This is a genomic window from [Clostridium] fimetarium, assembly GCF_900111235.1.
GTDB classification, from domain to species: Bacteria; Bacillota; Clostridia; order Lachnospirales; family Lachnospiraceae; genus Clostridium_N; species Clostridium_N fimetarium.
Map to the genome: position 1 here is coordinate 90,361 of NZ_FOJI01000005.1, position 16,296 is coordinate 106,656.

The window sequence follows — 16,296 nt, forward strand, 5'->3', positions numbered from 1 at the left end:
AATATCTTAAATGAAAAAAATTAGGAGGTCTGATTTTATGAAAGCGTTGGATTCTAATTGGTACAAATCAATATGGGGTTTGGACATAAAAGAACAGTCATGGGTGCAAGATACAGAAAATCAGGTCGATTTTATAGTGAAAACGCTGGAACTGACAGGAAATGAACGCATTCTTGACCTTGCGTGTGGATTTGGAAGGCATGCACTTTCTCTTGCAAGGCGTGGATTTCAGATTACAGGTGTTGATATAACAAAGGAATTTATCCAAGATGCTATACAAAATGCAGAGTCAGAAGGCCTAAAGGCACAGTTTATTAATTCGGATATAAGAGATCTTCATTTTGCAAACGAGTATGACGTCGTATTAAATCTAGCAGATGGTGCTATTGGGTACTTAGAATCAGATGAGGAAAACTTGAAAATATTTGATGTTATTTCAAATGCATTAAAGCCAGGTGGAAAGCATTTTATGGATATTTGCAATGCGCAACACGCAGAGCAATATTTCCCAGTACAGTACTGGGATGCAGGTGAAAGTACTTTATCTGTATCACGATTTGAGTGGGATGATAAGAAAAGAATCATGTTGTATGGTGATGCTACGATTGTGTATGGTGAAGCAGCTAAGAAACCTGATATTGCTTATGGAGCACCACAAAGGCTTTATTCTATAGATGAAATAAATGAAATATGGAAACAAAGAGGAATGCAGGTAATGCAGACATTTTCAGATTATTATGGTAAGGAAGCATCCTATAAAAACTTGCAGCTTATGGTATCTTCCAGAAAATTATAGATACTAAGTAGAAGATATTAGTCTTAAGAGATAAGGGTTCCTAAATAGGAACCTTTTTTAAAATGCTTGCAGTATTTTGAGTTCCTATTTTTACAATCATGCATAAATGTGGATTTGAACATAGATAATGGCGCAAAGAAGTGTAATTATGCATTTTTTGATGTGTAAATATGCAGGACTTTAGACGAATATTGAATTACATCTTTTTTACTTGAAAACCCCATAGTTTTCACTTGTAATTGAGACACCTCTGATATATTAAATATATAAACCAATCATATTTTTTCTAGAAGGAGGCTACATATGTATTTTTTTACTCATCTTTATATTGCGAGGGAGTTACATCGCCAATTGTCAAAAAATATACTTTTGGATTTTAATGCTTTTTCTTACGGTAACATTAAACCGGATCTTCCATCAAAAAACAGGCGACACCACACTCAAAAGAATTATCTTGAATATGTTGTTAATCAGGCATCTATCTTAAAAAAGGAAGAATTCACGGTGCAAGAATTTTCAATGAGATTAGGAGAAATCTGTCATTATTTTAGTGACTTTTTTTGCTATTATCACTTGAATGAGCACTTGCATAAGAAGAATTTTAATCATTTCTTTTACGAAATTTCAATGCATATTAGTTTGATATCTTATAAATTTGAAAAGAATCATAATATAGTTTATCCCGATTTTTCTACATCTTTTTTTGAAAATCCTACTATATCATTTTTTACTACAATGTTTGAACTTTACAGTGAAAAACCTAATAGTATGAAAAAAGATATGGATTTTGCCTTATCCACTTCACTAGCTATCTGTGAAAATATTTTAGAAGGGGTCCATTTTCCATCATCATATCCTTTTGAATTTCAATTTATTGGATATTCTACGAATATGCAGGAGGAACAACTATTATGAAAGTAGCAGTATTTACCGATACGTTTTTACCTCAGATTAATGGCGTTACTAATACATTAAATAGGCTCTTACAATATTTTATGGATAGTGACATAGAGTATAGATTATTTGCACCTAATTATGACAGTGAAGTCAAAATTTCCAATGTGGAACGTTCTTTTAGTTTGAAATTTATTCTTTACCCTGAAAGTAGAATCGCTTTCCCAAACACATTCCGGATTTCCGCTATATTAGATCGCTTTCAACCTGATATTATACACGTTATGACGGAATTCAATATGGGTGTTGCTGGTTTGAATTATGGTAAAAAGCATGGAATTCCTGTTATTTCAAATTATACAACAAACTTTCCGGAGTATATGGATTACTATAAAGCAAACTTTTTAAAACAATCTGTCTGGAATTACATGAAGTGGTTTCACAATCAAAGTACTCGTACATTATGCCCATCTTATGTAGCGCAAAATCTATTAAAGGAAAATGGAATTCATAACACAGGGATTTTCAGTAGAGGAATTGATGTTCAAAATTTTCATCCTTACCATAGAAATATTAAGCTTCGAAAAATGCTCGGTATTCACGAAAAGAAATCTTTTTTATACGTGGGTAGAATCTCCTCTGAAAAAGATTTGGATGTACTATGTGAAAGCTATCATTTATTAAAACAAAAATATGGAGATTCGGTTGCAATGGTTTTAACAGGTGATGGACCGTATCTTGAAAAATGTAAACAAACATTTCCTCCGGACACAATTTTCACTGGGTTTAAGCAAGGAACCGAATTGTTTGAATTATATGCATCGTGTGATTTCTTTGTCTGTCCTTCATCTACAGAAACATTTGGTAATGTGATACTTGAAGCTATGGCATCAGGGCTTTCCGTAATTGGAGCGGATGCTGGAGGGGTTGGTGAAATTATTCAAGATCAACATACAGGACTAAAATTTCAACCACATAATGCTGAGTCTCTATTTGATTGCATGGAAAAAGTATACCAATTACCGGAATTTGGAGATCGTATTAGCAAACAAGCGCAGGAATTTTGTAATACTAGATCCTGGAAAAGTATTTTCGACAAATTGACAAATACATATAGAGAATTAATCGTTTCATATAAACAACAAATGCTTCATGTCTAGATCGTGAAAAAATTGTTCTGTTGAATTTCTGGTGAATTTTAATTTATACATAAGCAATTATGTTCAGGAGGAAGAAATATGGAATCGAAAAAGAGTTATAAGATTGCAGTTGCGGGCATAGGTTATGTGGGTTTATCAAATGCAATTTTATTGGCACAGGAAAATGAAGTATATGCTGTGGATATTATTTCGCAAAAAGTGAATTCGATTAATAATAAAAAGAATCTAATTGTTGATAATGAAATACAAGAGTATTTATCATCTGAAAATTTGAATCTAATTGCGACAACTGATGCAGAGCTTGCCTATACAAATGCTGATTTTGTTATCATAGCGACTCAAACAAATTATGATCCAGAGTTGAACTATTTTGATACAAGTTCTGTAGAAAATGTAATCAAACTTGTTATGCATTACAATCCGAACGCTGTTATTGTGATTAAGTCTACAGTACCAGTTGGATACACAATGTCTATAAGAAATAAATTAGGATTTGATAATATAATATTTAGCCCTGAATTCTTAAGGGAAGGGAAAGCACTTTACGATAATCTTTATCCTTCGCGAATTATGGTTGGAGTTCCATTGGATGATGAATTCCTGGTTGTTGCAGCTACCATATTTGCAACATTATTGGTTGGTGGTGCGATAAAACAGGATATTGATATCATTTATTCCAATCCCACAGAAGCAGAAGCAGTGAAATTGTTTGCTAATACATATCTTGCACTTCGAGTGTCATTTTTTAATGAGTTAGATACTTATGCAGAAGTTCGTGAATTAGATACTAAGAAGATTATAGAAGGAATTGGTTTGGATCCAAGAATTGGAATACATTATAATAATCCATCTTTTGGGTATGGTGGATATTGCTTACCCAAAGATACAAAGCAGCTCCTTGCGAACTATAATGATATTCCTAATAACATCATGGGTGCTATCGTTGATGCAAATAATACAAGGAAAGACTTTATAGCGGAGAGAGTGTTAAAAAAGGCTGGATATTTTGATGGAAATGCAGGTAGAGATGGAATACCTGGCAATAAATGTGTCATCGGCGTATATCGACTTGTAATGAAAGCGGACTCTGACAACTTTAGACAAAGTTCTATCCAAGGTGTTATGAAGCGCATTAAGGCGAAAGGCGCAGATATCGTAATTTATGAGCCCACATTAAATGAAGATGTATATTTTGGGAGTAAGTTGATTGACGATATTGAGACCTTTAAAGAGATGTCTGATGTTATAATTGCAAATAGATATAATACAGAATTGGATGAAGTGATTGATAAGGTTTACACGCGGGATATTTATTTTAGAGATTAATATGCAAATGATTGTAAATGTTTCTAAAACACTACGTATGAAAACTCTTGACGGCTAATAGCTGTTAGCCTATAATAAGATAATAGTTATTAGCTAAAAGAGGTGAGACAATGAAAAAAACTACGAAAGAACAGATTTTAGAGGTAAGTTTATTGTTGTTTTCAGAAAAAGGATACGATGCAGTCCGTGTTAAAGAAATTGCAGATGTGGTAGGAATCAAGGCTCCTTCTATATATAAGCATTTTAAAAGCAAACAGGATATATTTAATGCTATTCTTGAAGAAAGTAACAGACGTTATGCGTTACAAACTGCATCTTTCAATATGGAGGGCTTAGATCCCAAAATGGATGTTGGTTTGTTTGAGACAATCACTGATGAACATATGCTGGAAATGGGAGAAGCACTTTTTAATCACTTTCTACATGATGAATTTACATCAAAGATACGTAAATTGTTTACGATTGAACAATTTAAAAATCAGGAACTGGCAAATTTATATGTAATGCAGTATATGGATTCACCTTTGCAATATCAAAGAATGATGTTTGAATTGTTAATAAAGAAAGGATTGATGAGAAAGGGTGACCCAGAAATTATGGCGATGCAGTTCTTTTCACCAATATTCTTACTATTAGTACAGTGCGATGCAAACGCAGATAAAGAAATGGAATCACTAGAGAAATTGAAACGTCATATTATTGAATTTAACAGAATATATAGAAGCTAAAGATACAAGCATGAAAGATTTTTGCCTGGGCACAAACTTGGGATGTGCATTGTCTCGCATAGCGAGCTATTAAAAGATACACTGGAATGAAGATAAGTATGAAAGTTATGCAGGAATGAGGGCGATTATGAAGCAGAAAAAGGAATTGATCAATTGGCTTGGATTATTAGGGATAGTAAGTTTACTGTCATATGTGGTTGCAGTAGTTTTTTCACCACTCGCGTATCCGAACTATAATTGGATTTCACAGGCGGTAAGTGACTTGAGTGCAGCAAATTCACCGTCCAAAGCTTTGTGGAACCAGTTATCAAGTCTATATGCAGTGTGTGGTATGATTTCGGTAATGATGGTATGTGTAGCAGTTCAGAAAAAAACAAATAAGCTTGTCCGCACAGGCATATATTTATTTACTGCCATGAACTGGGTATCTTGTGTGGGATATGGCATGTTTCCACTTTCGGATAGTGGATATGCGGGAACAATTCAGGATATCATGCATTTGTATGTAGTGACCGTTTTGGTAGTATTATTATCAATAGTCTCACTTGTGATTATTATAATTGGAGGATTCAGGAAAAAATCATTTGTATCTTTGGCTGTATGGGCAACGATAGCCTTAGCATTTATGTTTATGGGAGCAATGGGGGTTAATATTGTTCCTGCGCAGTATTTTGGGATTCCAGAACGATTTAGCGTGTTTGCTGCAACTGGATTTAATGCTGTATTAGGTGTATATTTATTTTTTGATAAATATTAAATTAAGTTCTAAAGGAGATGAATCAATAGATGACATTACAACAGTTAAAATATGCGATAACAGTTGCAGAAAATGGTACGATTAGTGATGCTGCAAAGAAATTGTTTATTTCCCAGCCAAGTCTTACAAATGCAATCAAGGAACTTGAAAATGAGATGCAAATCACCATATTCAATCGGACGAATAAGGGCATTGTCGTATCAAATGTGGGAGATCAATTTCTTGCCTACGCCAGACAGGTTCTTGAACAAGCTAATCTTTTAGAGGAAAAGTTTTTAAATGTGAAGAAACAAAGCCCGCGGTTTTCAGTGTCCACCCAACATTATTCCTTTGCTGTAAATGCATTTGTTGATGTGATTCGTGAATTTGGCGGAAATCAATATGATTTTACACTTAGGGAAACTCAAACATTTGAAATTATTGAGGATGTAAGTAGACTAAAAAGTGAAATAGGAATTTTGTATACTTCTTCAAAAAATCAAGAAGTAATCATGAAGCTCATTCGCCAAAACAATCTGGAATTTGAAGAACTCTTTAAGGCAAAACCGCATGTATTCATTAGTTCAAAGCATCCACTTGCAAAAAATGAGACAATTACTTTGGAGGAACTAGAGGAATATCCCTATCTTTCATTTGAGCAGGGAGATTATAATTCCTTCTATTTTTCCGAGGAAATTCTTAGTACGCTTGATCGCGATAAAAACATTAAGGTAAGGGACCGGGCAACATTGTTTAATCTTGCAATAGGCTTGAATGGATATACAGTTAGTACGGGAGTGATTAGTAAGGAATTGAATGGTGAGAATATCATTGCCAAGCCACTTATGGTAGAAGAGTATATGAGAGTGGGAGTACTTGTGCAAAAAAACATACCACTAAGTAGATATGGGAAGGCATATATGGATGCATTAAAAAAGCATGTGATTGAATATATCCATTAGAAATACAATAATGTTCTATATTGTGATCCGATATAATACAAAAAGTAAAATGTGCATTTGACATAGCTTAAAACTATGGCAAATGCACATTTTATTGTATTTTCCAATATGTAAAAAGTATATTATGATTATAAACACATAGATGTTCAAATGAGTATGAAGTGTAAAAGTAATTGGTAATTAAATACAAAGTGGAATCTATTTTAATACAAATAAAGATATGAGGAGATAAGAAAATGAGAAATAACGCACCTTTTAAGTATGATATTGTAGGAAGTTTTTTAAGACCCAATTATTTAAAGAAGGCTAGAAAAGAATATGCAAATGGAAAAATCACTTCAAAGGAATTAAATGAGATTGAAAACGAAGCAATTACAGATTTAATTACAAAACAGAAAGCAGCCGAGCTTCTGGTTATAACAGATGGAGAATTTAGAAGGAGTTCATGGCACCTTGACTTTATGTGGGCATTTAACGGTATCGGACATGAAAAGACAAAGGATGGAATTCCATTTCATGGAGAGCCAGCGTTGATCGACGATACCTTCCTCATAGGAAAAGTATCAGTTGACAGTCATCCATTTGTGGAGCATTTTAAATTTGTAAAACAATTCGAAGATAAATTTACGGTTGCACGTCAGACAATACCTGCTCCCGCACAGTTTCTATTTCAGCTGATTACACCAGATAATTTAGAAAGCACGAAAGCCATTTATCCAAATGAAGAAGAGCTGATTCACGATATCGCAGATGGGTATAAAAAAGTGATTCAGGATTTATACGCTGCAGGATGTAAAAATATTCAGTTTGATGATTGTACATGGGGCGTATGCGTTGACCCCAATGCATGCGTTATCTTTGGAACGGATGAAGAAGGGTTACAACACATTATTGAAAAATTGATCAGGATCAATAATCTTACAATTGAAGATAAGCCGGAAGATCTTGTGATAAACACTCATATCTGTCGTGGAAATTTCCATTCAACATGGGCTTGTCAGGGTGGATATGAACGTGTAGCAAAAGACCTTTTTGCAGATGAAAATGTAAATGCCTTTTATCTAGAATTTGATGATGAGCGCTCCGGTGACTTTGAACCTTTAAAATATCTGAGTGGTGATAAAAAAGTTGTACTGGGATTGGTAACAACAAAGTCAGCAAAATTAGAGAAGAAAGAGGACATTATCAGAAGAATCCATGAAGCTGAAAAATATGTACCATTAGAAAGGTTATGCCTTAGTCCACAGTGTGGATTTGCATCTACGGAAGAGGGCAATATACTGACAGAAGAGGAACAGTGGGCAAAGTTGAATCTAGTGAGGGAAGTCGCAAAAGAAGTGTGGAAATAGGAAATTATTAAGTAGTAAAAAATGGTATCTATTGATATAATAATAGCTATAAACAAGTTTATGACTGTGTGAATGTACGGAGGCGTATAAACTAGATATGCGTACAAAGATGCATACAAAGATGCGCAGAAACGAGGGAAATTATGTCACTTGATTTTAAAGACTGCCTAGTTGTTGGAATTTCATCGCGGGCATTATTTGATTTAGAAGAAGAAAATAAAATATATGATCAGGAAGGTTTGGACACGTATTCGAAATACCAAATTGACCACGAAAAGGATATTTTAAAGCCCGGAGCAGGTTTTCAATTGGTAAAAGCTTTATTAAAGCTTAATGCTATTGACGAAGGTACTAGAAGAACAGAAATTATTGTTATGTCTCGCAATAGTGCAGATACTAGCCTAAGAATCTTTAATTCCATTGAATATTATGGTCTGGATGTTACCCGCGCCGCGTTATCCGGTGGGGCACATTTATCTCCTTACCTTTCTGCATTTAAAACAGATTTGTTTCTTTCGGCAAATGAGGAGGACGTGCAAGAGTCTATAAATAGTAATGTAGCAGCGGCTATCATTTGTACGAATCCAGAATTCATAATTGATACTAGTAAGGAAATAGAGCAAATCAGAATTGCATTTGATGGGGATGCTGTTTTGTTTTCTGATGCTTCTGAAAAGGTTTTTCAAGAGCAGGGGTTAGATGCATTTTTAGCACATGAAAAATTAAATGCGAAAAGCCCTCTGCCGGAAGGTCCGTTCGCAAAATTACTAAAAACGATTTCATTTTTACAAAATCAATTTCCAAAAGATTCAGCTCCAATTAGGACGGCACTTGTAACCGCTAGAAATGCCCCAGCCCATGAAAGGGTAATACGGACATTGCGTGAATGGGACGTTCGTATAGATGAAGCGTTCTTTTTAGGAGGCATGGGTAAAGAAGAGGTGCTAAAATCCTTTGGCGCACATATGTTTTTTGATGATCAGCAAGTACATATTAATAAAACTTCTAAATTAGTTCCGTCTGCAAGAGTTCCATATAAACAATTGTGATGCACTTAATATTTTTGAAAAAATAATCCTCTATTCTCCCGTCTTGGGAGATAGGGGATTTTATATAGTATAGCGAAATAAATGGAATCCATAATTGTAAGACTTGCGAAATGTAATATACTAAGAATTCCAGAAAAAATATAATATATTAAGAATTCCAGAAAAAATATAATATATTAAGAATTCCAGAAAAAATGTGATATACTAAGCATTCTAGATAAAATAGAAAGCGTAATATAGGAGTGAAAAAATATGTGTGCAAGGTTGAAAGAACCCTTTGAATATAACAATAAAGAAGATTTTCGAGTTAAATTAAGTGACTGGATTGGTGATATTTTTTATGATATCCTTCCAGAGCACGGATATGAAGTTAGAGAAGAACAAATATATACTGCATTTCAACTTGCTGATGCGATTTGTGATAAAAAAGTTCATCTAGCGGAAGCAGGACTAGGTACGGGTAAAACATTTGCTTATTTATTAGCAGCAATTGCCTATGCTCGTCACAGCGGGAAACCGGTAGTGATTGCATGTGCTACCACAGCACTTCAAGAACAGTTAGCAGGACTCAATGGAGATATTATAAAGCTTTCACAACTACTTGGATTAGAGATAGATGCTCGAATGGCAAAAGATCCACATCAATATATCTGTGATGCGCGCGTGGAAGAAACAAGTGAAAGATCAAGTGCGATGACAAAGGAGATTAATCTATGGTTAGATAAGACTAAAATGGGAGAACGTTCAGAGATTCCAACCATATCGGATCGTGTATGGAAGCAGATTGGGTGGAATGAGTCAATGGCTTGTGATACATGTTTGAATCGTGGTTTTTGCAAGCTTGTTAAGGCTAGGCAATATTATCGACCTGCGAGAGACTTGATTATTGTAAATCATGATCTCTATTTTAATGACCTATGGACGCGAGATGAGAGAATTTCCGATGGAAAATTGCCGATACTACCAAGCTATTCGGCGGTTATTTTTGATGAGGGGCATAAGGTATTTCTTCCAGCAGTTATGCAGGCAGGACAACACATCAATCAGGAAGATATGGATGATATTATCCTCTCTCTTGAAGAATTACAAGGAGCTAGGGATTCCTTAAGTGAGGTTATGGTTGCCCTGGAACTATCTTCTAATGAATTTTTCGAAAAATTGGATCAATCTGTCATACCGGATGAACGCTCTGAAAGACTATCGATTCGGATCAACGATTCTTTACTAAAATCTGCAAATACCTTGAAAAAGACCTTAGATAATCTGCTTCTTGAGATGCAAATCGAACAAGAACTATACCTTGAATCTATATCAACGGATCTAATACAAGCATATGAAGGGCAAATTGAAACAGCAATAAGAGCATTGGATAGATTCTGTAGAAATAAAAGTACAGATATTATTCCTTGGGTAGATCAACGGGATGACAGCTTTTGGGTTGTTCCTAGAAATTTAAATGAAATGTTGGACCAGCATTTATTCAAGAAGGGTTTACCTGTGGTATTTACTTCGGCAACATTAAGTAACGAAGGTGATTTTAATTACTTTATACGAACGTTAGGGTTAAAATCTCCATCTAGATCTACAGTAGGAAGTTCTTTTGATTTTGAAAATAAAGTCACTGTCCATTTATCTCAGCAATTTAATCAAATAGAAGATAAGTTCGCCCTTGAAATTGAAAAATTAATATCTTTATTAACTCAAAATGGAGGACGAGCACTCGTACTTACTAATTCGATGGAGGAAGTTCGGAAAATCAGAACGAAATTAGAGGGACATCAGTTACCTTTCGAGATTTTATGGGAAGATAAAGGTGATAGAGGCTATCTTGTACGAAGGTTTCGAGAGGAAGAGACGTCTGTATTGATTGGTGCTAATTTTTGGGAAGGAATCGACGTGCCTGGAGAGGCATTAAATATGCTTATCGTTTGGCAATTACCTTTTCCATCGCTCGACCCTATCATCGAAGTACAGCGTAAAGAGGCAATTGCACAAGGATTAGATCCAGTCACCACTGTAGATTATCCCGAAATGGGGCTTAAATTAAAACAAGGGTGTGGACGATTAATTAGAACGGAAGAGGATCAAGGCGTAATCGTCATACTTGATTCTGTAATAGGAGCCCCTTGGGAAAAAGTTGTGATGGGTGCGCTACCTCCTGAAGCCAAAATTAAAACAATTGAATATACAGATGTAGATAGGATATGAAGGATGAACAAAACGACAATTTGATGGCATGAGAAATTGTGCAACAATTAATGACATTATATATAAATTTAAAATTAATAATCAGATAATAATATAAATAAATAATTAATTAGACATAAAACGCAGAATAGTGTTGACAATAACAACTGTCTGTGTTAAGCTTTAGCTACAAACAAAAGCAACAACATAATAGAATCTCAGATAACAGCAAATTTGTTTGTAGATGGAGGAAATTCCAATGGTTAGTTCAAATTCATTGATCAATATAAGAGGTATTACAAGTAATTCCCGTAGGAAAGACCAGTAATAGGAATATATATTCCAATCTTTTAAAAAATTCTAATAAAAGCATCCCAATTATGATGCAGAGTAAAACGAATTTAAAGTGATAAAGATTACTTGGTATACAAAAGAACTTGTACTTATATTGAATATATACCACAAAGATATTTATAAGATTCCTCATTTGTGCAAAAAAACAAAAAGGGAAAAGCAGATTATCTATTTATCTTAAAAATTTCTGCCAATAATGGAAGAATGTTTTAGATATATAATTCCATTCACAAGAATGGTAACTTAAAGAATATTCGAAAATTAGAAAACAGTAATCAAGAGATGTAATGTTTAAGAAGCTTTGAAGGTGAAGAATTGTAGATTCGACACACAGAAACTTATATTATTTCCACTAACATAGTATAAAACTTTCTCATATAAGATAATACTTAATATGTAATATTTTATAAGCGGGCAGAAACAATAGTAATAGTAACATTAGAAACAGAAACAATAGCGATAGAAACAATATCGATAGAAACAATAGAAACGAAACAAAAGTAATAGAAATGATAGTTGTAGAAACAAGTGTAGTTATAAGTTGGAAAAAATATGTAAAGTCAATTGATTGAATCAGAATTTATTGAGAATATCATCGAAGAAAGTAAAGTGAAAATTGGATAACGAACAATCTTAGGGCGGCCGCTGTATCAGAATTTGTTGATATTGCGGTCGTTCTCGTTTGATTAAAAGTAATATAAGGTTCCCACATAGAAATTCATTAAGATATAGTTGGTATTTTGAAGCTCATCTATATCTCATGAAGTATATGTAAACTTGAATAATAGGATAAAAAGTAATATATTATATTTAGAAAAAGGGTATGATAATGAATTATTATTAAAGGAGAAAAAGAAAAATGAAGAAATTAATATTAGTAACATCGCCACCGAGCAGTGGTAAAACGTATGTGTCAAAGAAATTGGCAAAAGTACTTAAGCATGTTGTTTATCTGGATAAAGATACGCTTATTCCTTTATCCAAACAAATATTTGTAGCAGCAGGTGAAGAATACAATAGAAGTTCACCTTTTTTTGAAAAATTCATTAGGGATTATGAATATGATACGATTGTTGATTTGGCATTGGAAGCACTTGAATATGATGATATTGTACTCATCAATGCACCATTTAGTCAAGAAATTCGCGATGAAAATTATATTCATAACCTAAAAAGCAAATTAAAAGAAAAAAATGCAAGCTTGGTGATAATTTGGGTAGTAGCCACGCTGGAAGTATGTAAACAGAGGATGATTGCAAGAAACTCTGATCGAGATACCTGGAAGCTTGCTAATTGGGATGAGTACATTGCAGGAGAAAATTTTGATATTCCAACAGCATTGGATGATCCTAGGGTTATTGATGATTTATTGATTTTTAAAAACTCTACAGATGAAGAATTCAATGAATCAATGGGTCGAATCGTTGATGTATTGGAAGAGACAACAAAGTAAAGTTAGACAATTGTATCTGTTTTTACTCTTGCAGAGGAAGGTATTTGCGCTAAAATAATTGCACTGAAAACGAGTAAGCAACCAACCAATTCTTTAAACGAAAGAGTTTCTCCTAATAAAATCCATCCACCAAGTGCGCAGAATACGGCCTCAAGACTCATAATTAAGGAAGCGATGGAAGGAATTACATTTTTCTGACCAAGTATTTGAAAGGTATAGGCAATTCCACAAGATAAAACACCCGTGTATAAAAGAGGCATCCAAGCCTGTAAAATTGATGAAAGAACTGGAGTTTCAAATAAAAACATTGCAATAGACGAGAAAAATCCACATACAAAAAATTGAATACAAGACATTTTTACACCATCTACATAGGAAGAAAAATAATCAATTGCTAATATGTGAATGGAAAAGGCAAAGGCACTTAGGATAACTAAAGTATCCCCTGTAGAAATGTTAAAACCATCCGTGATGCAAAGCAAGTATATTCCACATAGAGCAAAGAATATGCTAATCCACAATGTTATACTTGGATACTTCTTGAAAAAAATTCCTATGATAGGAACAATGATTATGTACAACGCAGTAAGAAAACCTGCTTTCGAGGCAGTGGTATAGGATAGACCAATTTGTTGAAGATTACTGGCAAAAAACAATATTATTCCACAGAGAATGCCGCCGATATAAAGTTGTTTATTCTTATTAAGCCACTGTTTTTTCGTTACATCAGGTTTATTATCTATGGTTGTTTTATTACGCAAAAGATAGATGCATGGAAGAAGTGTAAAACCTCCAATCAGCATTCGTACTGCATTAAATGTAAAAGAACCTATCATATTGCCACCAACACGTTGGGCAATAAAAGCAATCCCCCAGATAAATGCAGCAACAAGCAACATAGATTCTCCACGCAAAGAATTTTTATTCATAATTGTACCTCGTTTTACTTTAGTAATTTTAGCTTAGGGCCAAATTTATCTAATTCTAATATATATCCGGCTTAATTACAAGAAGAATTACAAGAAGAATTACAAAAGGTGAAGATATCTAAAAAAGAAAAAGAGGGATTAGAGCTACAAAGGATAGAGTGAGAATAGAAGGTGAATTGTAAATTAATTCCATATATATACCTATAATTTAAAACAAATATGATTATATCTATACAAATAAACAATTAATTAAATAAAAATATGTAAATAGTATTGACAATTACAATTGGAAGTGTTAATGTTTAGATACAAACAAAATAACATTTACAAGAAACAAAAGTTGTTTGTAGAAGGAGTATAATCCAATGAATAAATGAATTTACAAATCAATCAGTATAAGAGGTATTACAAGTAATTCCCGTAGGAAAGACTAGTAATTAAAATATATATTTCTATCCTTTGTAAAATTTCATATAAAATCATCTAAGTAACGGTGCATAATAAAATGAAAACAAAGTGATAAAATTTACTAGATATGCAAAAGAACTTGTACTTATATTGAGAATATACCACAAAAATATTTATAAGATTCCTAGTTTGTGTGAAGAAACAAAAGGGAAAAGCAGATTATCTATTTGTCTTAAACATTGCTGAGAAGCGAAGTTTTAGAATATTCTATCTATATAATTCCATTCATAAGAATGGAACACAAAAGAATATTAAAGAATTAGAGAGCAGTAATCAAAAGATATAATATTTAAAAAACTGTGAATGTGAAGGATCGTAAATCCGACATACAGAAACTTATAATATTTTAGATATACAAAGTATAAAACTTTCCAAATTAAGATAATACTTAAAAAGTAGAATCTTATAATCGGGTAGAGTCAAAAGTATAGGGTACAATTTATAATAGTAGTAAAAGTTTCATATGTTTGCAGAAGTAGTTAAAAATATTAATGTTGTGATAATTACAAATGTTACAAATGAAATTAATAAAAATCAATCGATTAACTTAGAATTTGCTAAATATAGTCGAAGAAAGTAGAGTGTACTTTGGATATTAAAGAGTCATAGAACGGCCGTCGTATCAGAAATTGATTGATATTGCGGCCGTTCTTTTTTGATTAAACTCAATGGATTTGCGTAATTATTTGAAGAGGCACCGAGTGCGAATTGATATATTGGAAGAGGCAACAAATCCCAATTCCATTTATAATGTAAAAGATGCACAGTGATATTGTTTTATATAAAAATGAGAAAGTAACTTATGGATTAGGCAATTGGTATATGGGAACAATACAAAGGAAAATATTATTTTTAGCGGATATAAGACCAAAGTAGAAATGAATAGCGTGATTTTAAATGCTTAAAGCAGGAGAAAAAACTGACAGATATGCTTATAGATGGTATAATAAATAAAGAAGCTTACGATAAGAACGTAATAGAATTTACCAAGGAGCTTCTCAAATTATAAAAAAAGTGAGCAATATAATTGGATAACATCAGTGAGCAGAGTGCAGATAGATGTGAATTAATAACAAATTTGAAAGGTGTGAATAGAATGTCATTTAGAAACCCAGATAGATTAAAGAAAAAGAAGAATATATCTAAGAAAGTTCCGAAGGATCCTAAGGATTCGACTAAAAAAGTTTCAGCTAAGAAACCAAAGTAAAAAACTAAAGTAAGAAACTAAAGTAAGAAACTAAAGTAAGAAACTAAAGTAAGAAATCAAAGTAAGAAACAGAACGAACCACGTCTGATTGTTCATTATATGAATATATTAGGGTGGTCTTTTTTTTAAAGTTAGCAGTATGGTGGCTATCCGATGCAAAAGGAAGAAAAACTATTAGTTGACACAAGAAGTTAGGAAATATATCATATAAGAATAAAGATTCTAATAGGAGCAGTAGATATTTATTGTGAAGAGGATAAAAAAAAATAAGGGATTTTATGATCCTAGAAATGGGTGGATTATCGAATCTTATATAAAAAAAATAATAGATGGTATATGTATCGTATTTGGATTTGTCTTTCTTGTTATAGGGTCAATAGGTGTCATTATTCCGATGTTGCCAACAACACCTTTTTTATTACTAGCAGCTGTAATGTTTGCAAAAGGTTCTAAGAATTTTCATAAGTGGTTTTTATCAACAACATTATACCAAAAACATATAGTAAGTATTGTGGAAAAAAAAGAAATGACTTTAAAAGGTAAACTATCTGTTCTTACTACAATTAGCATTATGTTTGCAATCGCAATTTTCTTTGCTCCTATATGGCATGTGAAAGCCTTAATAACAGTGATTTTACTTATGCATTATTACTATTTTCTGTTTCATATTATAACTTTAAAGAAGATAAAATAATATT

Annotated in this window: 14 protein-coding genes; 13 read left to right on the forward strand and 1 reads right to left on the reverse strand. The window is 33.0% G+C overall.

Features of this window, described 5'->3' with window-relative positions; genetic code table 11:
* Positions 1-10: 10 nt before the first annotated feature.
* From BMY18_RS07855 to BMY18_RS07905, 11 genes are all read left to right on the forward strand, one after another.
* On the forward strand, positions 11-796 hold the full coding sequence (locus tag BMY18_RS07855) for a class I SAM-dependent methyltransferase (RefSeq protein WP_139197242.1): 786 nt from the start codon (positions 11-13) through the stop codon (positions 794-796).
* Between the two features lie 303 nt (positions 797-1,099).
* Positions 1,100-1,711 carry a zinc dependent phospholipase C family protein gene (locus BMY18_RS07860; protein WP_092452466.1) on the forward strand — a complete coding sequence of 204 codons (612 nt, stop codon included), beginning with the start codon at positions 1,100-1,102 and terminating at the stop codon, positions 1,709-1,711.
* On the forward strand, positions 1,708-2,850 hold the full coding sequence (locus BMY18_RS07865; RefSeq protein WP_092452469.1) for a glycosyltransferase family 4 protein: 1,143 nt from the start codon (positions 1,708-1,710) through the stop codon (positions 2,848-2,850). Before BMY18_RS07860 ends, BMY18_RS07865 begins: the two co-directional genes overlap by 4 nt.
* Before the next feature lie 78 nt (positions 2,851-2,928).
* Complete coding sequence (locus BMY18_RS07870; protein ID WP_092452471.1) at positions 2,929-4,176, forward strand: nucleotide sugar dehydrogenase; 1,248 nt, start codon at positions 2,929-2,931, stop codon at positions 4,174-4,176.
* Between the two features lie 110 nt (positions 4,177-4,286).
* Positions 4,287-4,904, forward strand: a complete 618-nt coding sequence (locus BMY18_RS07875; RefSeq protein ID WP_092452475.1) for a TetR/AcrR family transcriptional regulator — start codon at positions 4,287-4,289, stop codon at positions 4,902-4,904.
* 127 nt (positions 4,905-5,031) lie between these two features.
* Positions 5,032-5,661 carry a DUF998 domain-containing protein gene (locus BMY18_RS07880; protein ID WP_092452478.1) on the forward strand — a complete coding sequence of 210 codons (630 nt, stop codon included), beginning with the start codon at positions 5,032-5,034 and terminating at the stop codon, positions 5,659-5,661.
* A 29-nt stretch (positions 5,662-5,690) separates the two neighbouring features.
* Entirely contained in the window at positions 5,691-6,602 is a 912-nt protein-coding gene (locus BMY18_RS07885) for a LysR family transcriptional regulator (protein ID WP_092452481.1), read from the forward strand.
* 236 nt (positions 6,603-6,838) lie between these two features.
* Entirely contained in the window at positions 6,839-7,951 is a 1,113-nt protein-coding gene (locus tag BMY18_RS07890) for a 5-methyltetrahydropteroyltriglutamate--homocysteine S-methyltransferase (protein ID WP_092452484.1), read from the forward strand.
* 143 nt (positions 7,952-8,094) lie between these two features.
* Positions 8,095-9,000 carry a 5'-nucleotidase gene (locus BMY18_RS07895; RefSeq protein ID WP_092452487.1) on the forward strand — a complete coding sequence of 302 codons (906 nt, stop codon included), beginning with the start codon at positions 8,095-8,097 and terminating at the stop codon, positions 8,998-9,000.
* A gap of 252 nt (positions 9,001-9,252) precedes the next feature.
* On the forward strand, positions 9,253-11,208 hold the full coding sequence (locus BMY18_RS07900) for an ATP-dependent DNA helicase (RefSeq protein ID WP_092452490.1): 1,956 nt from the start codon (positions 9,253-9,255) through the stop codon (positions 11,206-11,208).
* A gap of 1,192 nt (positions 11,209-12,400) precedes the next feature.
* Entirely contained in the window at positions 12,401-12,994 is a 594-nt protein-coding gene (locus BMY18_RS07905) for a P-loop nucleotide/nucleoside kinase family protein (protein ID WP_092452493.1), read from the forward strand.
* 2 nt (positions 12,995-12,996) lie between these two features.
* Here BMY18_RS07905 and BMY18_RS07910 read toward each other — a convergent pair whose 3' ends face one another.
* Entirely contained in the window at positions 12,997-13,923 is a 927-nt protein-coding gene (locus BMY18_RS07910; protein WP_092452496.1) for a DMT family transporter, read from the reverse strand.
* A gap of 1,495 nt (positions 13,924-15,418) precedes the next feature.
* On the opposite strand from BMY18_RS07910, the gene BMY18_RS07915 reads away from it, so the two are divergent.
* A complete protein-coding gene (locus BMY18_RS07915) occupies positions 15,419-15,598 on the forward strand; it encodes a hypothetical protein (protein WP_092452498.1) in 180 nt (59 codons plus the stop codon).
* A 247-nt stretch (positions 15,599-15,845) separates the two neighbouring features.
* Entirely contained in the window at positions 15,846-16,292 is a 447-nt protein-coding gene (locus tag BMY18_RS07920; RefSeq protein ID WP_207647436.1) for a YbaN family protein, read from the forward strand.
* Positions 16,293-16,296: the final 4 nt, after the last annotated feature.